A 21873-nucleotide genomic window follows, 5' to 3' on the forward strand; every position below is an offset into this window, starting at 1 on the left:
GGAGGTATCCCTTGACCGCCGACTCCAGACCTGCCAGACCTGCCAGACCAGCCCGCCATCGGTCGATCGCCGCGGCCCTCACCGCCGGGGTCCTCTCTCTGGCCGGCTGCGCCGCCCCCGCGGGATCCGCCTCTCCCACCACCCCCACCGCCTCCGAGGGCAAGGACACGATCACCGTCACCGAACGGACCCCCACCGGAGCAGGGGAACTCGACCGGGTCACCTGGTCCGTGGCGGCCGAGCCTTCGTCCTTCGACTGGATCTACAACGCCAGCTTCGCGACCGGCCAGATCATGGCCAATGTCTGCGAGGGTCTGCTGCGGCTCGCCCCCGACATGTCGCTGGAGCCCGCGCTGGCCGAGTCCTTCGACAACCCGTCCCCGAAGACCTGGGTCTACCGGCTGCGCTCCGGGATCACCTTCCACGACGGCACCCCGCTGACCGCCGAGGACGCCGCCTTCAGCCTGAGCCGCAACCTCGACACCGCCGCCGGGTCCTTCTGGTCCGGCGCGTACGCCAACGTCTCCACGGTCAAGGCGACCGGCCCGCTGGAGGTCACGGTCACCCTCAAGCAGCCCGACGCGCTCTTCAACTCCTACATGAGCAGTCCCGCCGGGATCATCGACAGCAAGGCGACCGTGCAGGCGAAGGGGAAGTCCTACGGGACACCGGACGGCGGCGTGAACTGCGTCGGCCCGTTCTCGCTCGCCTCCTGGGACAAGGGCCAATCCATGACGCTCGCCCGTGACGACGACTACTTCGACCCGGCGCACAGGGCCAAGGCCAAGGAGGTGGTGTTCCAGTTCGTCCGCGACCCGGCTGCCGCGGTCAACGGCATGCTGGCCGGGTCGATCGACGGCGGCTGGTTCCTGCCGCCGTCCTCGCTGCGGCGCCTGGCCTCCAGCGGGCAGGGGAAGGTCTACTACGGCCGCAGCACCCAGGGCTTCAACGCCATCGTGATGAACTTCGGCGGCCCGCTCGGCGACGTGCGCATCCGCCGCGCGCTGTCGATGGCGATCGACCGCGACGGCATCATCAAGGCCGTGCTCCAGGGTGCGGGAGAACCACAGAAGGCTCCCGCCGTGCCCGGCTCCTGGGGCTACGCCGACGAGACGTACCAGAAGGCGTGGGACGCCCTCACCGTCACCGAGCGCCGTCTCGACGAGGCGAGGAAGCTGGTCGCCGAGGCGGGCGCGCCCACCGCGCCGATCGTGCTGGCAACGACGAACGGTGAGGCCGAGGTGCCGGTGATCGGCGCGGAGATCCAGGCCGCCGCCAAGCAGATCGGCCTCCAGGTCGAGATCAGAAGCATCCCCGCCGACCAGTACAGCGGCGTGTACACCGACAAGAAGGCCCGTGAGGGCATCGACCTGTACCTGACCGGCTGGGGCACCGACTTCGCCGACCCGCTGCAGATGTACCAGTACTTCCAGACAGGGCACTTCTACAACTTCGCCGGGTTCTCCGACACCGGGTTCGACAAGCTGGTGGCCGAGGCTGGGAAGACCGGAGACCCGGAGGCCCGTGCCGCGCTGGTCGCCGACGCGCAGCGGATCGTGGTCGACGAGTTGGTGTGGATCCCGCTGTACGCGCCGTACAACACCCTCTTCCTCAACAACAGGCTCACCGGCACTCCCGCCTCCTACGTCCAGCTGCACTACCCGTGGGCGGCCGATCTCGGGGCGGCGTCGTGACCGGAGTCCCGCCGGGCGCGGCCGTCGTGCCACCGCCGGAGGCACGGAAACCGGGGACGGAACGCGACCGCCCACCGGGATGGCCGGGGACGGTGCTGCCCGTGCTGGGTCGCCGGCTGCTCGCGCTGGTCCTGGTCATGCTGGCGACCTCTGTGGTGATCTTCGGCGCGATGTACCTCGCGCCGGGATCCCCCGAGTCCTTCCTGGCCCGCGGCAACTCGGTGACCGCCGACACACTGCGGGCCATCCGCGCCCAGTACAACCTGGACGATCCCTTCCCCCAGCGGTTCGTCTCCTGGCTCGGCGGGCTGCTGACGGGCGACTTCGGCCAGTCCCTGCAGTTCCGCCAGCCGGTCGGCGGCCTGATCGCCTCCCGGATCCCCACCACGCTCGCGCTCGTCGCGTACGCCTCGGTGCTCATCCTGCTGTCCGGCGTCCTGCTCGGCGTACTCGCCGCGGTCCGCCGCGGCACGGTGGACGCGGTCGCGATCATCGGGACCACGGTCGCGATGGGCACCCCCGCCTTCGTGGTCGCGATCGGGCTGACCTCGCTCTTCGCCGTGACGCTCGGCTGGTTTCCCGCCTTCGGTGCGGGTGAAGGGCTCTGGGACCGGATCTGGCACCTCACCCTGCCCGCGATCGCGCTGGCGCTGTCGTCGGTGGCGCTGGTCGCCCGCGCGACCCGGTCCTCCATGCTCACCGAACTCGGCAAGGAGTACGTCGAGACCGCCCGGGTCCGCGGCATGCCCGAGCGCCGGATCATCTGGCGGCACGTGTTCCGCAACGCGATGGCCCCGGTCGTCACGCTCGCCGGACTGGTGATCTCCGGCCTGCTGGTCACCACCACCCTGGTCGAGACCGCCTTCGGGCTCAACGGAATGGGGTCGCTGCTCGTGCAGTCGGTCAACGCCAAGGACTTCCCCGTCACCCAGGCCATCGTCCTGATCATCGTCGCGGTGTTCGCGCTGTCCAACCTGCTGGTGGACCTGCTGTACCCGCTGATCGACCCGCGGGTGCGCGGAAAGGCGGGTGCCCGATGAGCATTCCCGCCGGAAATCCCGCCGGGCCCCTCGCCGACGCCGCCCCCCTGGTGCGGCGCCGCTGGATACCCCGTCCGGTCGGAGGCGGCCCGCTGGTCGTGTTCTCGGTCGCGGTCCTCACGGTCCTGGTCGTGGTGGCGGTTTTCGCCCCGTGGCTGTCCCCGCAGGACCCGGACGCGGTCTCGCTCTCCGACAGCCTGGCCGGGCCGTCCGCCGCGCATCCGCTCGGCGCCGACCAGGCCGGACGCGACGTGCTGTCCAGGCTGATCTGGGGCGCCCGCACCTCGCTGCTCGGACCGCTCGGCGTCGTCACCGGAGCCACCGTCCTCGGCGTCGCGGTCGGCGTGGTGGCCGCCTGGTACGGCGGCTGGATCGACGCGGCGCTGTCCCGCGTCATCGAGGTGATCTTTTCCTTCCCCGGGGTGCTGCTGGCGATCCTGCTGGTCGCCGTGCTCGGCGCGGGTCTGGACTCCACGGTGCTCGCCCTCGCCGTCGCCTACACCCCGTACATGGCGCGGATGACGCGCAGCGTCGCGCTCAGCGAACGGCACCGCCCCTACATCCGGTCACTGGAGATCCAGGGCTTCTCCGCTTGGGGCATCACGACGCGGCACCTCATCCCCAACATCGCGCCGTTCGTGCTGGCCCAGGCGTCGTTGTGCTTCGGCTACGCGATGATCGACCTCGCCGGGCTCTCCTTCCTCGGTTTCAGCGTCCAGCCACCGCAGGCGGACTGGGGCGCCATGATCTCCGAGGGCCAGTCGGCGCTGCTCCAGGGAGCGCCGTTGTCCGCGCTCGCCCCCGGCGCCGTCATCGTGATCGCCGTCGTCGCGTTCAGCCTGCTCGGCGAGGGCATCGCCGACCACATCAGGAAGGCGGACCGGTGAGCGCGCCCCGGATCGATCCGATGCTTGAGGTGCGGGGCCTGTCCCTGGCTGTGACCACCGGCGGCGTCGGCCGCCCCATCCTCGAAACGGTCTTTCTGACCTGCGGGAAAGGTGAGATCGTCGGCCTGGTCGGAGAGTCCGGCTCCGGCAAGTCGATGACGCTGCGCACCGCCGTCGGACTCGTCCCGCCACGGTCCCGGGTGGAGGGCCGGGTCCTGGTGGCCGGGCGGGACGTCCTCGGCGCCCCGGCGCCGGTGCTGCGCGAGATACGGTCCCGCACCACCGCGATGATCTTCCAGGACCCCCGGGCGCACATCAACCCGTTCCAGCGCATCGGCGCGTTCCTCACCGAAGGGCTACGCGTCCACCGGGGGCTGCCGCGCGGCAAGGCGCTCGCCGTGGCCGCCGGCCTGCTGGACGAGGTCGGCCTGCCCGACCCCGGACGCCACCTGCGCCAGTACCCGCACGAGCTGTCCGGCGGGATGCTCCAGCGAGTGATGATCGCCGCCGCACTGGCCGGCGAGCCCGAGCTGCTGCTCGCCGACGAGCCGACCACCGCGCTGGACGTCACCACCCAGGCGGAGATCATGGCGATCCTGCTGCGCCTTCGACGCGAGCGCGGGCTCGCCATCGTGCTGGTCACCCATGACCTCGACCTCGCGGCGGCCGTCTGCGACCGCATCCATGTGATGTACGCGGGCTCGATCGTCGAGGTCGCCGACGCGGACGCGTTGCACCGCCGCCCGCGCCACCCCTACACGGCGGCGCTCTTCGCCTCCCGGCCGGGCCCCGGCCGGACGACGCTGCGGGCGGTGCCCGGACGCCCGCTCGGGCTGTTCGAGGCGCCGCTCGGCTGCGCCTTCGCGCCGCGCTGCGCGTACGCGGCCGACGCCTGCCACGAATCGGCTCCCCGCCCTCGGACGATCGCCGGGCACCTGGTCGCCTGCCACCGGGCCGACGACCTCACCCTCACCGACACCTCCGCCCCGGTCACGTCCGGGGCGGAGACCGGGGAACCCGCCGGACCGGCCCGGCCGCGACAAAGGAGCCGACCGTGACACCAGAGGCGAGTCCCACCTCCCCCCGGACCGCCGCAGCGGGTGAGCACCCCCTGCTGCGGGCCGAGGGGTTGCGCAAGACGTACGACCGAGGGCGGGTCGTCGCGGTCGACGACGTCTCCTTCGAGGTCGCGGCCGGCGGCTCGCTGGGTGTCGTCGGCGAGTCCGGCTCCGGCAAGACCACGACGGCACGGCTGATCGTCGGGCTGGAGCGGCCCGACTCCGGCACGATCCGCTTCGACGGCCTCGAATCCGGCCACGGCCGCGACCGCCGCGACCGGATGCGGCGTGCCCGGATCGTACAGCTCGTCTTCCAGGACCCCTACCAGAGCCTGGATCCCCGGCAGAGCGTCGCCGACGCCCTCGACGAGATACTCCGGCTGCACACCGAGTCGGACCCGCCCACCCGCGCCCGCCGCCGGCGGGAACTGCTCGACCAGGTCGGGCTCGGCTCACGCGAGGCGGCGGCGCTGCCCCGCGCGCTGTCCGGCGGACAGCGGCAACGCGTCGCCATCGCCAGGGCGCTGGCCGCCCGGCCGCGCATGCTGGTGCTGGACGAGGCGGTGGCCGCGCTGGACGTGTCCATCCAGGCGCAGATTCTCAACCTCCTCTCGGAGATCCGCCGTGACACGGGCGTGGCGCTGGTGTTCGTCAGCCACGACCTGGAGGTCGTGCGCTGGGTCACCGACGACGTGGTGGTCATGTTCCGCGGGGCCGTGATCGAACGCGGTCCCACCTCCCGGGTGCTCCAGCGGCCGGAGCACCCCTACACCCGGCTGCTGCTGTCCAGTGTCCCGCGCCCCGGCTGGGACCCGGCCCGTGTGGGACAGGCCCGCCGCGATCTTCTCGCCCGGTACTGACCCCGCCGACCACTCCCCTCTCTCCGCGTCCCCCCACCGACCACCGGCCTCGTGACAGAGACCCCGGAAGGAATCCCATGACCGTCGGACCCGCCCCTGGCCGCAGCCCGCTCCTCGCACTGGCCGTCTGCGCCGCCCTCACCGTCTCCTCATGCTCAGGAGGCACCGTCGCCACCGGGGCCGGAGGAGCCGACGGCGCCTCCTCCTCGCCCGGCGGATCGGGCGGCCCCGTCCTCACCGAGTCACTGCCCGCCGCCACCGGCGAGGCGGACACGCTCCGCTGGGCGCTGTACGCCGAGCCGTCCTCTCTGGACCCGATCTACAGCAACGACTTCCCGCCGATGGAGGTCCTCGCCAACGTGTGCGAGAGCCTGGTGAAGGTCGCACCCGACTTCTCGTTCCAGCCCTCGCTGGCCGAGTCGTGGGAACAACCCGACTCCCTGACCTGGGTCTACACGTTACGCCCCGGGGTGAAGTTGCACAGCGGCGCCAACCTGACCGCCGAGGACGTCGCATACAGCCTCAACCGCAACCTCGACAAGGACCTGGGTTCCTACAACGACGCCGTCTACCAGAACGTCAAGGACATCAAGGCCACCGGCGACGGTGAGGTCACCGTCCGGCTGAAGAAGCCGGACGCGTTGTTCAACCAGTCGATGGCGACCCCGGCGGGCCGCGTCCTGGGCAGAGCCGCGTCCGAGGCGGCCGGCAAGAGGCTCGGCACGCCTCAGGGGGGCGTGGACTGCACAGGCCCGTTCAGGCTGGCCACCTGGACGGCGGGACAGTCCATCGAGCTGGCCCGCTTCGACGGCTACTGGGACACCGCGCACCGGGCCAAGTCCCCCGGTATCCGCTTCGACTTCATCCGGGACCCCGCGGCCCGGGTCACCGCCATGCTGGCGGGAGAGCTGGACGGATCCTGGTACGTGCCCTCCTCCGGCTTCACCCGGCTCCAGGCCACCGACACCGGGAAGCTCTACTTCGGTCGTACCTCCGGCAGCTACGTCGGCATGGTGACCAGCCTGAAGGGCCCGCTGGCCGACGTGCGGATCCGCAGGGCACTCTCGCTCGCCATCGACCGGCCGGGCATCATCAAGGCCGCGATGTCGGGGGCGGCCGAGCCGCTCAAGGCCCCCGCCTCCCCGGGCACCTGGGGCTATGGGCAGGACACGCTGAAGGCGGCGTACGACGCGCTGCCCGAGCCCAGCGGCCCGGTCGACGAGGCGCGGAGGCTGGTGACCGAGGCGGGCGTGCCCGCGACCCCGATCACGATCGCGGTCACCGGCTCGCAGGCCGAGATGCCGGTCATCGGCGCGGAGGTCAAGCGGGCGGGCGAGTCCGTCGGCCTCAAGGTGGAGCTCAGGACGCTGCCCGCCGACAACTACAACGCGCTGTACAGCGACGCCAAGGCTCGGGAGGGGATCGACATGATCTTCTCGCTCTGGCAGACGGACTACCCGGATCCGACGCAGATCTACCAGTACCTTCAGGGCGGCAACACGTTCAACTACGCCGGGTGGGCCGACCCGGAGTTCGACCGGCTGATCGGCGAGGCCACCTCGGCGGCCGACCCGGCCGAGCGGGCCGGACTCGTGGCCGAAGCGCAGAAGATCGCCGCGGAACAGCTGATCTGGATCCCGCTGTACGCGCCGTTCAACCCGCTCTACCTGGGCAAGGGCCTTACCGGGGCGCCCACCTCTTCGGTCCAGCTCACCTATCCCTGGGCCGCCGACATCGGCCGCTCCTGACCGGCGGGACGTCATGGCGTGCCCGAAGCCGACCGCCTCGGCTTCGGGCCGCGGACATGCCGGCCGGTACGGACTCATTTCGAGTGCTTGGCGTATCGGCGCCCCCGGAGGTGAACCGCCCGCTCGGACAGCGGGATGATCTGGTCTCTCCACATGACACGGGGCGGGCTCGGCGTAACGCCGAGCCCGCCCCTCCGTCGCCGGCCGGTCCTGATCACGCTCACCCGACGAGGGTGTGCGCCTTCCCCGTGAGTGTCAGGTACACCCGGTCCGGATCGGTGTCATGTCCGTCAGCGCCGCAGGGTGAGCAGGCCGGGGCGGTAGGGCAGCAGGCCGTAGTCGCCGCCGGAGCTGGGGCTGCGGCCCTGGTACAGCAGCTGCAGGTTGCAGGGGTCGATGGTCATGGTCTGGTCGGCGCTGGTGCGCAGCAGCTCACCGTGGCTGATGTCGTTGGTCCAGGTGGCGCCGCTGTTGGCCTTGCCGGCGAAGGGGTTGCTCTCGGTCGCGGCCTGCGGGGTCCAGTTGCCGCCGAGGCTGGTGGCGGTGAAGGACCGGAAGTAGCGGCCCTGCGAGCCGATCGCCTCGACGATCATGAGGTACCGGTTCTCGTTCTGGATCTTGTAGACCTGGACGGCCTCGAACAGGTTGTTCGTGGTGTCGGTCATGATGGTCGTGTAGTTCGAGCCGAAGCTGCCGGGGAAGTTGCCGATGGGCATGCTGGCCCGGTAGATCCTGCCGTTGTCGCCGGCGAAGAACAGGTACATGTTCTGGCCGTCACCGATGAGCGCCTGGTCGATGGGGCCGGTGCCGGAGTTGGAGATGCTGCCGGAGAACAGCGTCTGGGGTGCCGACCAGCCGTTGGGGTTGGTGGGGTCGGTCGAGGTGCGGTAGGAGAACGCCGGGCCGCCCCACTGGTAGGCGAGCACCCAGATGTTCTTCGGCGCGAAGTAGAACAGCGACGGCGCCACGGTGGCGTTGTTCATCGTGTTCTGGCTGGCCGAGGCCATCTCCGAGTAGTTGGTAAACAGGCTGAAGTTCATCGAACCCCAGCTGGTGCCGGTGTTGTGGGTGGTGGCGTAGACGAGCTGCTTGCCGTTGTAGGGGGCGACGGTGAAGTCCTTCAGCGAGACCCAGCCCGCCTTCGGTGTCGCGAGCACGCCCGAGGAGGTCCAGCGGTACGTCGAGGGAAGGGTGCAGTTACCGGGCGTCGGAGTCGGCGTCGGCGTGGGAGTCGGCGTGACCGTGGGGGTGGGCGTGGGGGTGGGATCGGGGTTTCCGGGGTTCCCGGTGCAGGCCACGCCGTTCAGGGAGAACGAGGTGGGCGACGGGTTGCTGCCGCTGTACGAGCCGTTGAACCCGAAGGAGGTGCTGCCTCCCGTGGGGATGGCGGCGTTGTAGGCGGCATTGGTCGCGGTCACCGCGGAACCGGACTGGGCGGACGTGGCGTTCCACATCTGGGTGACCTGCTGGCCGCCCCCGAAGGACCAGGTCAGCCGCCACCCGTTGACCGGGTCGCCCAGGTTGTTGATGGTGACGTTGGCGCCGAAGCCCCCCGGCCACGACGAGCTGACGGTGTAGTCGACCCGGCAGGCGACGGCCGCCTGCGCGGGCTGCGTGGCAATTAGACCGGCGGCCGCCATCAGGATCGGGATCGTGACGATCGCCAGGCCTCGGCGCATGGCCGATCGGGACGGTGCCGTCGGTGTGACGGCGGAGCGGCGCGGTGTCCGCGTTCGCCAGGGCAGGCGCATGTGCGTGCTCCTCATCTTCTCGTCCAGCCGCTGTCAGGGACTGGTGTGGATGCACCCGGGGGGTTCGGCCCGGACGTATACGGGGCCACGGTTTTTGTTAGCGTTAACAAGACGTCCGCTGGCGGACTGCTCGTTTCTCCGGTGAGAGTGGGGTGGTGCGCGGAGCCAATACGATGCGGCCGATCCGCGTCAAGACACTGCCCCTCGCCCGTTCCCCCGATACTCCCGCCCCCGTGGGCCTTCATCTGCCCTTACGGGCATCCGATCGCACCGCGCGAGATCGGCTCTGTGATGAAACGTTCACACGGTCACACCGGCTGGATCCCGCCCTCAGGCCCCCGGGCAGGCGGGGCCGAGCGGTTGCGGCACCGTCAGTCGTGCCAGCCGCCGGCGTCGAGGATGTCCTGCCAGGTGGTGTAGGGGACCTCGGGATGCCGCTGGTGCAGGATCTCGCCGGGCAGGGTCATGGGCGGCGCCTTTCGCGGATCGGCGAGGCCCTGCGCGATGATGGCGTCGGTCAGGGCACGGGCGCCGCCGTGGCGAGGGTAGACGGCGTGCACGCGGTCGGCGTATCCGGCGGGCAGATCGCCGGGGCCGCGGAGCAGGTCGATGCCGATGCCGTTCTGCGCGATCGCGATCTCCGGCGGGCGGCGGCGGGCGAACACCGGCGAGTCGTGGAGACCTTTGGAGGTGTGCAGGGCGATGCCGTCCCAGACGGTGTCGACGCGGGCGTCGGTGATGCCGTGCTGCTCCAGGAATCGGGCGGCGAAGTCGGCGCCGTCGACTTCGAAGCGCCGGCCGGTGTCGGCGTGTGTGGTCAGGCCCATGTCGTGCAGCACGCAGATGAGGAACATCACCTCGGCGTCGTAGTCGCGGCCCGGCAGGCGGCCGGCCCGGGCAGCGGCCGCCCGGCCGAACAGGAAGCTGCGCAGGCTGTGGTTGCGCAGGTACGGCTGCTGGGCGTCCGTCACCAGCTGCCTGGCCGCCTTGGCGACGCGGGTGGCGGGAAAGGACAGGTCGGCGTGCCCGCTTTCGGCCGCGGCAGGCGTGCCGATCGCGAGGGCCGCCGCGCCGGCCAGGCCGGCTCCCAGCACGGTACGGCGGTCAGGGGATGGGCTCATGTGGTCTCCTTCGGGGTTATCGGCGTATGGGTGGCGCGAAAGCCCCGGCGGTAGGCGGTCGGCGTGGTGCCCAGGACCTTCAGGAACGTCCTGCGCATCGTTTCGTCGGATCCCAGACCGCACCTTCGGGCGATCGACGCCACGCCGTCGGCCGTGGTCTCCAGCAGGGCCTGCGCGGCCTCCACCCGGATCCGCTCGACGTACTGGCCGGGGGTGAGCCCGATTTCGCGGCGGAACAACCGGGTCAGATGGCGCTCGCTGACCCTGACCTGGGCCGCCATCGAGGCAAGGGTGTGCTCTGCCGCCGGTTCAGCGACGATCGCGTCCAGGAGGCGGCGCAGCGCCGTGTGACGGGTCGTGGGGAGGGCCCCGCGCACGCTGAACTGCGACTGGCCGCCCGGCCGCTGCAAAAACACGACCATGTACTTGGCCACCACGCGCGCGAGATCCGGTCCATGATCCTCTTCGACGAGGGCCAGCGCCAGATCGATGCCGGCGGTGACGCCCGCCGAGGTCACGACCGGTCCGTCACGCACGAAGATGGCGTCCGGCTCCACGCTCACCCCCGGGAACCGAGACCCCAGCTCGGCGCAGACGGCCCAGTGCGTGGTGGCCCGCCGCCCGTCAAGCAGGCCGGCCTCGGCCAGCAGGAGCGCACCCGTGCACACCGACGCCACCCGGCGCGCGCGAGCGCCGATGTCACGCAGCAGGTCCAGGAACACCTCGCCGGAGCGATCGCCGTCCAGCGGCGCGTACCCCGGCACCAGCAGCGTGTCGATCGGCCCGTCGATCTCGCCCAGAGCCAGGTCGGCCCCCAGCGGCACACCGACATCCGTGCGCACCGGCCGCCCGTCGACGGACGCGTGCCGGATGCGGTAACCGCGGGACCCGTGCAAGATCTGCACCGGCCCCGCCACGTCCAGCAACACCACACCGTCGTAGAGGGCAACCACCAGGTCTTTCACGGCGTCGATTCTGGCGGCCTCGCCGAAAGGTCCACAAGGACAGCTATCCCACAGATCCGGACATGCGTCGCTCGGCTCGTCGTTCGGGACGCCCTCCTCGAGCGGGACCATCGTCCTGATCGACGGCACCCTGCCCATCGCCGGTCGCCGTGACCGCCCCCGCAAACGGCCCGACGCCTTTCAGGCCCCCAGGCAGGCGGGGCCGAGCAGTTGCTTCAGGTCGCCCATCAGGGCCGGGGACGGCGACACCCGCAGGCGGTCGTCGAGGCGCACGATGGTGGTCTTCGGGCCGTTGTGGACCTGCAGATGCACCTCGGTGGTGCCGGGGTGCGCGGTCAGCACCTCCTTGAGGCGGCCGACCACCGGCGGGGTGCAGCGGGCCAGGGCGAGACTGACGGCCAGCGGGCCACCGGCCTCGCGGGTCAGGTCGGGAGCCGTCACCTCCATGGCGATGATCTTCCCGACGTCCTCACGCTTGTCCAGGCGCCCCTTGACGAACACGATCGCGTCCTCGGCGAGCACCGTCGCGCAGAGCTGGTACGCCGAGGGGAAGATCATCACCTCGATGGCGCCCTCCAGGTCCTCCAGCTGGGTGAGGACCCAGGTGTCGCCCTTCTTGGTGACCTTGCGCTGCAGGCCGCTCAGGATACCGCCGACGGTGACGACCTGACCGTCCGGCCGGTGCTCGTCCTGCAGCGAGGCGATCGAGCAGTCGGCCCCGGAGGCGAGGATGTGCTCCACGCCGAAGAGCGGGTGGTCGGAGACGTACAGGCCGAGCATCTCCCGTTCGAACTGCAGCAGGGTGTTCTTGTCCCACTCCCCCAGCGGGATCTGCACGTCGAAGGTCTGGTCCTCGGCGCCCTCGATGGCGCCGAACAGGGAGTCCTGCCCCTGGGCCTCGTTCTTCTTGATCCCGATGATGCTGTCGACGGCCTGCTCGTGGACCATCACCAGGCCCTTGCGCACGTGCCCGAAGGAGTCGAAGGCGCCGGCCTTGATCAGCGACTCGATGACCCGCTTGTTGCAGACCACCATGGGGACCTTGCGCAGAAAGTCCTTGAAGTCGGCGAAACGGCTCTTCTCCCGGCGTGCGGCGATGATCCCGTCGACCACGTTGCCTCCGACGTTACGGATCGCCGACAGGCCGAACCGGACGTCGGTGCCACGCGGGGTGAAGTCGAAGTCGGAGTCGTTGACGTCCGGCGGCAGCACCTTGATGCCCATGCGACGGCACTCGTTGAGGTAGAGGGCCGACTTGTCCTTGTCGTCCTTGACCGAGGTGAGCAGCCCCGCCATGTACTCGGCCGGGTAGTTGGCCTTGAGGTAGGCGGTCCAGTAGGAGACCAGGCCGTAGGCGGCGCTGTGCGCCTTGTTGAAGGCGTAGTCGGAGAAGGGCAGCAGGATGTCCCAGAGCGTCTTGATCGCGGCCGCGGAGTAGCCGTTGTCCTTCATGCCCTGCTCGAACGACTCGAACTGCTTGTCCAGCTCGGCCTTCTTCTTCTTGCCCATCGCCCGGCGCAGCAGGTCGGCCTTGCCGAGCGAGAACCCGGCGACCTTCTGCGCGATGGCCATGACCTGCTCCTGGTAGACGATCAGGCCGTACGTCGTGCCGAGGATCTCCTGCAGCGACTCCTCGAACTCCGGGTGGATCGGGACGATGTCCTGCTGGCCGTTCTTGCGCAGCGCGTAGTTGGTGTGGGAGTTGGCGCCCATCGGACCCGGCCGGTACAGGGCGCCGACGGCGGAGATGTCCTCGAAGTTGTCGGGCTTCATCAGCCGCAGCAGCGACCGCATGCCGCCGCCGTCCAGCTGGAACACCCCCAGGGTGTCGCCCCTGCCGAGCAGCTCGTACGTCTTGCGGTCGTCCAGCGGCAGCTTGAGCAGGTCGATGGCCTCGCCGGTGTTGGCCTCGATCATCTTCAGGCAGTCGTCGATGATCGTGAGGTTGCGCAGGCCCAGGAAGTCCATCTTCAGCAGGCCGAGCGTCTCGCAGGTCGGGTAGTCGAACTGCGTGATGATCACACCGTCGGAGTCGCGGCGCATGATCGGGATGTAGTCGGTCAGCACCTCCGCCGACATGATGACCCCGGCGGCGTGCACGCCGGTCTGCCGGATCAGGCCCTCCAGGCCCCTGCCCAGGTCCATCGCCGACTTGACGTCGACGTCCTCCTCGTACAGCCTGCGCAGCTCACCGGCCTCGTTGTAGCGCGGGTGGCTGGAGTCGAAGATGCCAGACAGCGGGATGTCCTTGCCCATCACCGCGGGCGGGAACGCCTTGGAGACCTTGTCGCCCAGCGCGTACGGATGCCCGAGGACGCGGGCCGCGTCCTTGATGGCGGCCTTCGCCTTGATGGTGCCGAAGGTGGCGATCATGGCGACCTTGTCGGCACCGTACTTCTCCGTCACGTAGCGGATCACGTCGCCGCGCCTGCGCTCGTCGAAGTCGATGTCGACATCGGGCATGGAGACACGGTCGGGGTTGAGAAATCGCTCGAAGATCAGCCCGTGCGGCAGCGGGTCGAGGTCGGTGATGCCCAGCGCGTACGCGGCCAGCGAACCCGCGGCCGAGCCTCGCCCGGGGCCGACGCGGATGCCGTTGTTCTTGGCCCACATGATGAAGTCGGCGACCACGAGGAAGTAGGAGGGGAACCCCATCTGCAGGATGACGTTCATCTCGAACTCGATCTGCGCGCGGTGCTCCTCGTCGACGCCCTCGGGGAAGCGCCGCTCCATGCCCGACCAGATCTCCTTGCGGAACCAGCTCTCCTCGGTCTCCCCCTCGGGCAGCGGGAAGGTGGGCATCAGGTTCTTGAAACCGAACATGCCGCTCGGGTCGACCTTCTCGGCGACCAGCAGGGTGTTGCGGCAGCCCTCGGCCCACAGGTCCGAGGAGTCGACGGCGCGCATCTCGTCGGCGTTCTTGATGTAGTAACCGCTGCCGTCGAAGCGGAAGCGGTCGGGGTCGGACAGCTGCTTGCCGGTCTGGATGCACAGGAGCGCGTCGTGCGAGGTCGCGTCGGACTCGTAGGTGTAGTGGGAGTCGTTGGTGACCAGCGGCGGGATGTCCAGCTCACGCGAGATGCGGGTCAGGCCGTCGCGGACCCGGCGCTCGATGTCGAGCCCGTGGTCCATGATCTCCAGGTAGTAGTTGTCCTTGCCGAACAGGTCCTGGAACCTCGCCGCCGCCGCGACCGCCTCGTCGTACTGGCCCAGGCGCAGGCGGGTCTGCACCTCGCCCGACGGGCAGCCGGTGGTGGCCATCAGGCCCTCGGCGTGCTCGGCGAGGATCTCGGCGTCCATCCGGGCCCACTTACGGACGAATCCCTCGGTGTAGGCGCGCGAGGAGAGCTTCATCAGGTTGCTCAGGCCCCTGGCGTTCTTCGCCCAGATGGTCATGTGGGTGTAGTAACCACCCGCGGAGACGTCGTCGCGCTTCTGGTGCGGCTCGCCCCACAGCACCGGCTTCTTCTGGTGCCGGGAGGCGGGGGCGACGTAGGCCTCGATGCCGATGATCGGCTTGATCCCGGCCCCGGTCGCCTGCTTGTAGAAGTCGTAGGCCCCGTGCATGTTGCCGTGGTCGGTGATCGCGATGGCGGGCATGCCCAGATCGCCGACCTGTTTGAACATCTGCTTCAAACGGGCGGCCCCATCCAGCATGGAGTATTCCGTGTGAACGTGCAGATGCACAAACGAGTCTGACATGCGGCCCCGTCCTCCCCCTAGTCGCACCGTCGGCGGGGAAAGCGTATCCAAATCCGAGTTCCGGAAGTGACTCATGCGCTTTGAGTCGTCTCTCCTCCCGACGCCCCGGCCCTCCCGGGGCACCCCGATCCTTCGCGGCGCCCCGGTCTTTCGCGGCGCCTCAGTCCTTCACCGCGCCTCAGTCTTTCACCGCGCCTCGGAGCGGCCGAGGCACCCGGGTCGTCGGCGTTCTTCTCACCTTCGGTCGCGAGGCGCGGCCCGGCGCTCCTCGGCGAGGTGGAGGCCCGCCTCGATCACGGCGTTCATGATGGGGGCGAGCCTGGTCTCGCCCAGTACGGGGGCACGGCGGGCCATCTCGGCGACCAGGCGGCGCTCGCGGTCGGGGTCGCGACCGGCGAAACCTCCGACGGGCTTGAGGCGCTGGATGGTCCCGGCCAGTTCGGCGCGGCGCTCCAGGAGGACGGCGAGGGCGGCGTCGACACGGTCGATGGCCTCGCGGGCGGCGGGCACCGAGTCGGGGCTCTCCCTGCGGATGAGGGCTCCGACGATCTTCACGGCCTCGTGCGCCGCCAGCGCGTCCCGATCGCTCGCGGAGGGGTCCAGAAGGAGTCCGTCGGCACCCGCGGCGATCGCGGCGGCGGCCAGCACGGGGTCGGTGCCGAGACCGGCCAGGACGGGACGCCCCGACCTCTCACGCGCGGTGCGCATCAGGGCCAGGTCGGGAGCGGCGACGCCCAGGGGGCCACGGCCGCCCTCGCAGAGCACGATCCCTTCGTTGCCCTCGGCCGCGCAGTGACCGGCGACCTCCAGCCACTCCTCCAGCGTCGCGGAGGGGTCGCGCTGGAGAAGCATCGGCAGGCCGAGCCCGGCGGTGGCGCGCACCAGCCCGGAGTCCCGCATCCAGGCCGCGCCGACCACCGTGCCGTCGGCCCTCTCGGCGATCAGCGGAAGATCTCCCTCGCAGGAGGGCTCCACCAGGACGGGCCCCGCCCCCTGGGCGCGGGCCACGGACTCCTCCGCCCCGTGGGCGGAGACTCCCCCGCGGTGGTCCCGCAGGCTGATCCAGCGGGCGTCCGCGCCCGGTCCGCCGATCACCACGGCCGGCCCCGCGCCCACCGTGAGCGTGCCCAGCCGTACCGTTGCGCGTTCCGTGTGCGCGGCGCGCTGTGCGGTGGACGACATGAGGCTCCCCTGGTTCGGCCGACGCGCGTCCCGCGAGCCGGCGGCCGTTCGAGAAGGGACTTCTGAAAGAGAAAGAGGCAGAGACCTCATGTCCCCGCCTCGTGCCGGCTCCGGCCGGCCGCTAGTTCCCGACTGTCACGGCCGGCTCTCCTGAGCCGACGCGATGAACGCGAAGTGGCAGGTCATGGCCTCAACCTTAGGTCATCTTCCCGGCATCCGCCACGTACTGGACAGCGCATCTCAAGGCGTGGACTTTTCTGCGGCGTGTGAGTCGATCACTTTACTGGGCTATGAGAGTATTCGGGGGTTCAGAAGGAGGTAGCCGGTTGATGGCCGAAGCACAGCCCGCGGGACGGCGAGTCGCCTCCCGATACCAGCTGCTCGAAGCCATCGGCCGAGGTGGCATGGGCATCGTGTGGCGGGCCCACGACGAGCTCCTCGACCGTGAGGTCGCGATCAAGGAGGTCCGCTACGCCGACATGCTCGGCGAGGACAACCAGGAGGACTTCAACCGGCGCACCAAGCGCGAGGCTCGCGCCGCAGGGCGTCTGACGCACCCGAACGTGGTCGTCGTCCACGACGTCGTCGAGGAGGACGGGCGTCCCTGGATCGTCATGCAGCTGGTGGAGTCTCGTTCCCTCGGCAAGGTGATGCGCCAGGACGGGCCGCTGCCGCCTCGACGGGTCGCGGAGATCGGTCTCAAGCTGCTCGAGGCGTTGCGCGCCGCCCACGCCCAGGGAGTGCTGCACCGCGACGTCAAGCCGGAGAACGTGCTGCTCGCCGACGACGGCCGGGTGGTGCTGACCGACTTCGGCATCGCCACGCTCGAGGCCGAGACCGCCCTCACCATGACCGGCATCGCGGGCACGCCCGCGTTCATCCCGCCGGAGCGCATCAAGGGCGGCGCCGCGCAGCGCGAGTCCGACCTGTGGTCGCTCGGCGCGACCCTGTACGCCGCCGTCGAGGGCAAGCCGCCGCACGACAGGGGCGGGGCGCTGCCGACCATGCACGCGATCCTGAACGACGAGCCCGAGCCTCCGGTGCACGCCGGGCCGCTCGCCCCCGTCCTGGAAGGGCTGCTCCGCAAGGATCCGGCGCTGCGCATGCCCTACAAGGAGGCCGAGCGGCTGCTGCGCCGGGTGGCTGAGGGCGACCGGGTCCGGCCTCCCAGGACCGCCGTCATGCCGGCCGTGAACGCGGGGGACGACACCGATCCCGGGGCCCGCTTCCAGCCGGGTGCCGTCCCCGAGACGGGCGCCAAGCTGGACTCCGTACCCTCGGAACCCTCGGGTGCCAAGGAGGAGGCGTCCGCCCCGCCCGCGCGCGGCGAGGAGCCGCGGAAGCCTCCGTCCAAGAACCCGGCCAAGAACCCCAAGACCCCCGCCGGGACGCCCGCAGAAGCCGTACGGCCGACGCCCACCCCCGCCCCCGACGTTCCCCCGTCCGCTCCGGCGGCCGGTTCCGCGGAGAAGGCGAAGGCGGCGCCGAAGAAGACCGCGCGGGGCGGGCAGGCCGCCGAGGCCGCTGCGGACTCCCCCGGCCCGGACGCCGGAGCGGGTGCGCGGGCTCCCGAGGCGGGAGCGGACTCGAAGGCGAAGCGTCCCACCGGCAAGGCCATCCCCGCTCCCCCGGTGTCCTCCGCCGCCGAGGCCGCGTCCGAGGGTGCGCCCCCGATCCTGGCCAGGTTCGCCCCGAAACCGAAGCCCCCCGTCGGCGCGAAGACCGAACCCACCCCCGGGCCCGAACCCGCCCCGCCCTCCGCGCCTGTCACCGGGGCCACACCTGCCGACGAGGCCGCGCCCCCGATCCTGGCCAGGTTCGCTCCCAAGCCGAAGCCCGCCGTCGGCGCGAAGACCGAACCCACCCCCGGGCCCGAACCGACGCAGAAGACCGAACCCGCCCCGGCGTCCGCGGCGGCCGACGAGGCCGCGCCTCCGATCCTGGCCAGGTTCGCTCCCAAGCCGAGACCCACCATCGGCCAGAAAACCGAACCCACCCCCAAGCCCGGGGCCGATGTCACGCGGGTACGCGAGACGAAACCGGGCACGGCCCCCTCCGAGCCCGACCTCCCCGCCGGGAGCAGGTCCACCGGCCCCGAGGTGAGCCGCGAGGGCGCCCCGCCGGTCGCGGAGCCGGGAGCCGAGGGCCGCAAACCCGTCTCGCGCCCCAACCCCTTCCCGCCAGTGGGGCGCGGGCCCGGCACCGAACAGATGCCCGCCTCCGCCTCCAAGGCCGAGCCCGCTCCGCGAGAGGAGCCCGCTGCCTACGGGGGCCATGGCGACGGGGGCGACACACTCATCTCCCGCAGTTCCGGCGTCTCCCCGGTGAAGCGAGGGCTGCTCGTGCTCGTGCCCGCGCTGCTGATCGTCGGCGGGATCGCCGGCTGGCTCGGTCTGCGCAGTGGCGACGGCGACGAGACCCCGCAGGCCAAGCCGGTCGATCCGAGCGCGTCCAGCGCGTCGGAGGCCCCCAGCGGCGGCGCCGAGACGACCCCTGAGGGCTCGCCGAGTCCTGAGACGTCGCCGTCCGAAGATCCTTCGACGTCCCCCTCCTCCAGCCCGAGCCCCACCAAGAAGGAGAAGAAGTCCCCCCTTCCCTCCGGCTGGCGGATGCACAAGGACGGCAACGGCTTCTCGATCGGCCTGCCCAAGGGATGGGCGGTGGAGAAGCGGCCCGGTCGGCAGGTGTGGTTCCGCGGCCCCGACCGGACGAGTTTCGTCTTCGTCGAGTACGTCGACAAGGCGGGTCCCGATCCGAAGAAGGACTGGGAGAGCCAGGAGGGGGCCGTCCGGGGCAACTTCCCCGGCTACGACCGGATCCGGATCGCGAACGTCAAGTACATGGTGAAGGCCGCCGACTGGGAGTTCACCTGGAACACCAACTCGGGCAAGGCTCGTGTGATCAACAGGGGGTTCGTCACCAAGGGCGGCCGGGGGTACGCGATTTACTGGCATACCCTGGCCAAGGACTGGAAGAAGAACATGCACCTCTTCGAGGGGTTCACCGCGACCTTCTCCTCCAAAAAGTGAGCGGGAGCCCCACCGCCTGCGGTGAGTGATTCTGGGAGGGCGGGGGATGGCGGAAAGCAGGGTGGCGGGCCGCTACAGGCTGCTCGAACACATCGGCGAGGGCGGCATGGGCATCGTCTGGCGTGCCCACGACGAGCTCCTCGACCGGGTGGTGGCCGTCAAGGAGGTCCGCTACCGGGGGGTCGACGAGGCCGCGCGCACCGACCTGAACCGGCGGACCATCCGCGAGGCGAGGACCGCGGGGCGCCTCGACCACCCCTCCGTGATCATCGTGCACGACGTGGTCGAGGAGGACGGGCGGCCCTGGATCGTCATGCAGCTGGTCCGGTCCCGGTCGCTGGGTGAGATCGTCCGTTCGGGCGGCCCGCTCCCTCCGGAGCGGGTCGCCTCGGTCGGGCTGCACGTGCTGGGCGCGCTGCGGGCCGCGCACGCCGCGGGGGTGCTGCACCGCGACGTCAAGCCCGAGAACGTGCTGCTCGCCGACGACGGCCGGGTGGTGCTGACCGATTTCGGCATCGCCTCCATGACGCAGGAGACCGGCATCACCCGTACGGGCGCGATGGTCGGCACCCCCGCCTTCCTGCCTCCCGAGCGGCTGCACGGGATGCCCGCCACCCCCGAGTCGGACCTGTGGTCGCTGGGGGCGACGCTGTACGCCGCGCTGGAGGGCCGCCCACCCTTCGAGCGGGCCACGGCCGCCGCCACCATGATGGCGGTCCTGCACGGCGAACCGAGTCCCATGAGCCATTCCGGCCCCCTGTCGGCGGCGATCCTCGGCCTCCTGGCCAGGGATCCCGCCGCCCGGATGGTCCCCGACCAGGCCGAGGCCCTGCTCGGCCGCGCCGCCTCCCCCGGCTCCCCGGCCTCCCCCGGGCCGCACTCCGGGCAGCGGGCGTACGGTTCGCCCGGTTTCCAGACCGACCCGCCGCGCACCGGCCCGTCACCGCTTCAGGACGCGTGGCGGCCGACGTACGGGAATTCCCCTGGCGGTTCCGGGCAGCCTCGCCACCCGTCCGCGCCCCCGCCACCCGAGCACTTCCCCCCGGTGGCCCGCACCCACCCCGAGCATTCCCCGTACCCGGCGGGGAGCCCTCACCCCGAACAGTCCCGCCCCCCGGTGGCCCACACCCGGCCCGAGCAGCCGCCGTACGCGCAGCCCTACACACATCCCGGCCACTCCTCGTCCGTGCCCTCCGAGCCGTACACACACCCCGACCAGTCCTCATACACACACCCCGAGCAGCCTCGGCACGCGCGTCCCGAGCAGCGGGCGTACGGCTCGGAGCCCTGGACGAGGCGGGAGCAGCCCACCGACACGGGGGCCGCGCCCGCGCGGCGGACCGGGGCGCGACGCCTGGCCCTCCTGGCCGGGGTGCCCGCGCTCGCGGTGACGGTCGGGGTCGGCGCGTGGCTGGTCCTGAGGAATCCCGGTACCCCGGTCGACACGGGCGGCCGGGCCGGCGTCACGGCCCCGATCACCGACCCCACCCCCGCCGCGTCGCCCGAGGCGACCCCCACCCGGGATGCGACCCCGACGGCGACGCCGCGTCCGTCCAGGATCATCCCCTCGGGCTGGCGGCTGCACCGCGACCCGATGGGCTTCTCCATCGCGGTGCCCGGAAGCTGGCAGGTCAAGCGGTTCTCCGGCCGTGACCGGGTGGAGTTCCGTGCCCCCGGCGCGAGCGACAGCTTCCTGTGGATCGAGTCGACCGAGGACCCGGAGAAGGACCCGGAGAGGCACTGGGAGAAGGTGGAGCGGGCCGGGGTCGCCGAGAACGTCTGGCCGGGCTACCGGCGGGTCAGTATCACCGCACTGACGTACCAGGGGGTGCCGGCCGCCGACTGGGAGTTCACCTACCTCAAGAACGGGGTCCGCACCCGCGTCCTGGACCGGGGTTTTCGCACCCGCGACGGCAAACCGTACGCGATCTACTGGGAGAGCCCGGACGCCAGGCGGTCCGGATCGCTCTTCGCCGCGTTCACCAACACCTTCCGGCCATGAGCGGCCCGGAGAGCGCGCGCTTCTGGCGCACCCCGGCCCTGCCCGGGGTGGACCTCCTCAAGGCCAGGTACGTGACCCACCGCTTCCCGCCGCACGCGCACGAGAGCTACGCGATCGCGCTGGTGCTGTCCGGGGTGGAGGAGTTCGCCTACCGGGGCACCGTCCACCGCGTGGGGCCGGGCAGCCTGAGCATGCTCAACCCCGATGAGGTGCATGACGGCCACGCGGGCGTCCCCGACGGCTGGTCCTACCGGGTGCTGTATCCCTCGGTCGAGTTCGTCTCCGGGATCGCCGCAGAGCTGATGGCCGGGCACGGCACCCCCTGCTTCCCCGAGACCGTCACCTACCACCGGCCCACCGTCGCGCTGCTGCGGGCCGCGCACGACGCCGCGGAGGGTGGTGACGACCTCGCCTCCTCGACGCTGGCCCGCACGGCCTTCGCCGCCCTGCTCAGCCACCACGCCTCCCGCCGCCCTCCGGAGGCGCCGCGCTGGAACGACGACCCGGCGGTGCGCCGGGCCCGGGAGATCCTGCACGAGCGGCTCGTCGATCCGCCCACGATCGAGGACCTGGCGCGGGCGGTGGGCACCGGGCCCTTCGCCCTGATCCGGGCTTTCAAGGCCGCGACGGGACTGCCTCCGCACGCCTATCTGAACACGCTGAGGATCATCCGGGCCCGGCGGCTGCTCCAGGCGGGCACACCTCCCGCCCAGGTCGCCGGGGACGTGGGATTCACCGACCAGGCCCACCTGAGCAGGCATTTCAAGCGGACGGTGGGCGTGCCACCGGCCGCGTACCAGCGCGCAGGAACGTACAAGACCGGAACGTGACCCG

Annotated in this window: 14 protein-coding genes; 9 read left to right on the forward strand and 5 right to left on the reverse strand. The window is 71.0% G+C overall.

Translation table 11 applies throughout. The features are described from left to right. The first annotated feature begins 11 nt into the window (after positions 1 to 11). The 6 genes from AB0B96_RS00915 (at position 12) to AB0B96_RS00940 (ending at position 7287) form a co-directional block, all read left to right on the forward strand. Positions 12 to 1694, forward strand: a complete 1683-nt coding sequence (locus tag AB0B96_RS00915; RefSeq protein ID WP_362895375.1) for an ABC transporter substrate-binding protein — start codon at positions 12 to 14, stop codon at positions 1692 to 1694. Then, complete coding sequence (locus AB0B96_RS00920; RefSeq protein ID WP_362895377.1) at positions 1691 to 2734, forward strand: ABC transporter permease; 1044 nt, start codon at positions 1691 to 1693, stop codon at positions 2732 to 2734. Before AB0B96_RS00915 ends, AB0B96_RS00920 begins: the two co-directional genes overlap by 4 nt. Further along, entirely contained in the window at positions 2731 to 3621 is an 891-nt protein-coding gene (locus tag AB0B96_RS00925) for an ABC transporter permease (protein WP_362895379.1), read from the forward strand. The genes AB0B96_RS00920 and AB0B96_RS00925 overlap by 4 nt, the downstream gene beginning before the upstream one ends. Beyond that, positions 3618 to 4679, forward strand: coding sequence for an ABC transporter ATP-binding protein (locus AB0B96_RS00930; protein WP_362895381.1), 1062 nt, complete (start codon positions 3618 to 3620; stop codon positions 4677 to 4679). Before AB0B96_RS00925 ends, AB0B96_RS00930 begins: the two co-directional genes overlap by 4 nt. Further along, complete coding sequence (locus AB0B96_RS00935; protein WP_362895383.1) at positions 4676 to 5539, forward strand: ATP-binding cassette domain-containing protein; 864 nt, start codon at positions 4676 to 4678, stop codon at positions 5537 to 5539. Before AB0B96_RS00930 ends, AB0B96_RS00935 begins: the two co-directional genes overlap by 4 nt. 77 nt (positions 5540 to 5616) lie before the next feature. Continuing rightward, positions 5617 to 7287 carry an ABC transporter substrate-binding protein gene (locus tag AB0B96_RS00940; protein ID WP_362895388.1) on the forward strand — a complete coding sequence of 557 codons (1671 nt, stop codon included), beginning with the start codon at positions 5617 to 5619 and terminating at the stop codon, positions 7285 to 7287. 290 nt (positions 7288 to 7577) lie between these two features. Here the strand turns inward: AB0B96_RS00940 and AB0B96_RS00945 are convergent, their stop codons facing one another. The 5 genes from AB0B96_RS00945 to AB0B96_RS00965 all read right to left on the reverse strand — a co-directional run bounded on the left by AB0B96_RS00945 (position 7578) and on the right by AB0B96_RS00965 (position 16008). After that, a complete protein-coding gene (locus tag AB0B96_RS00945) occupies positions 7578 to 8966 on the reverse strand; it encodes a non-reducing end alpha-L-arabinofuranosidase family hydrolase (RefSeq protein WP_362895393.1) in 1389 nt (462 codons plus the stop codon). 443 nt (positions 8967 to 9409) lie between these two features. Further along, the gene (locus AB0B96_RS00950; protein WP_362895397.1) at positions 9410 to 10159 is read right to left on the reverse strand and encodes an HD domain-containing protein; all 750 of its coding nucleotides are present in this window, start codon (positions 10157 to 10159) and stop codon (positions 9410 to 9412) included. Then, positions 10156 to 11124, reverse strand: a complete 969-nt coding sequence (locus AB0B96_RS00955) for a DJ-1/PfpI family protein (protein WP_362895400.1) — start codon at positions 11122 to 11124, stop codon at positions 10156 to 10158. The genes AB0B96_RS00950 and AB0B96_RS00955 overlap by 4 nt, the downstream gene beginning before the upstream one ends. 180 nt (positions 11125 to 11304) lie before the next feature. After that, complete coding sequence (gene dnaE, locus AB0B96_RS00960) at positions 11305 to 14826, reverse strand: DNA polymerase III subunit alpha (RefSeq protein WP_350948139.1); 3522 nt, start codon at positions 14824 to 14826, stop codon at positions 11305 to 11307. Between the two features lie 234 nt (positions 14827 to 15060). Next, positions 15061 to 16008, reverse strand: a complete 948-nt coding sequence (locus AB0B96_RS00965) for a chorismate mutase (RefSeq protein WP_362895406.1) — start codon at positions 16006 to 16008, stop codon at positions 15061 to 15063. Between the two features lie 329 nt (positions 16009 to 16337). Between AB0B96_RS00965 and AB0B96_RS00970 the strand changes: the two genes are divergently transcribed. From AB0B96_RS00970 to AB0B96_RS00980, 3 genes are read left to right on the forward strand one after another with little or no spacing between them, the layout of a single operon-like run. Further along, positions 16338 to 19037, forward strand: coding sequence for a protein kinase (locus tag AB0B96_RS00970; protein WP_362895410.1), 2700 nt, complete (start codon positions 16338 to 16340; stop codon positions 19035 to 19037). 46 nt (positions 19038 to 19083) lie between these two features. Next, positions 19084 to 21039, forward strand: coding sequence for a protein kinase (locus tag AB0B96_RS00975; protein ID WP_362895414.1), 1956 nt, complete (start codon positions 19084 to 19086; stop codon positions 21037 to 21039). Further along, positions 21036 to 21869 carry an AraC family transcriptional regulator gene (locus AB0B96_RS00980; RefSeq protein ID WP_362895417.1) on the forward strand — a complete coding sequence of 278 codons (834 nt, stop codon included), beginning with the start codon at positions 21036 to 21038 and terminating at the stop codon, positions 21867 to 21869. The genes AB0B96_RS00975 and AB0B96_RS00980 overlap by 4 nt, the downstream gene beginning before the upstream one ends. The last annotated feature ends 4 nt before the right edge of the window (positions 21870 to 21873 follow it).

The sequence above is a fragment of the Streptosporangium sp. NPDC049046 genome, assembly GCF_040649155.1.
In the GTDB taxonomy this organism is placed as follows: Bacteria; Actinomycetota; Actinomycetes; order Streptosporangiales; family Streptosporangiaceae; genus Streptosporangium.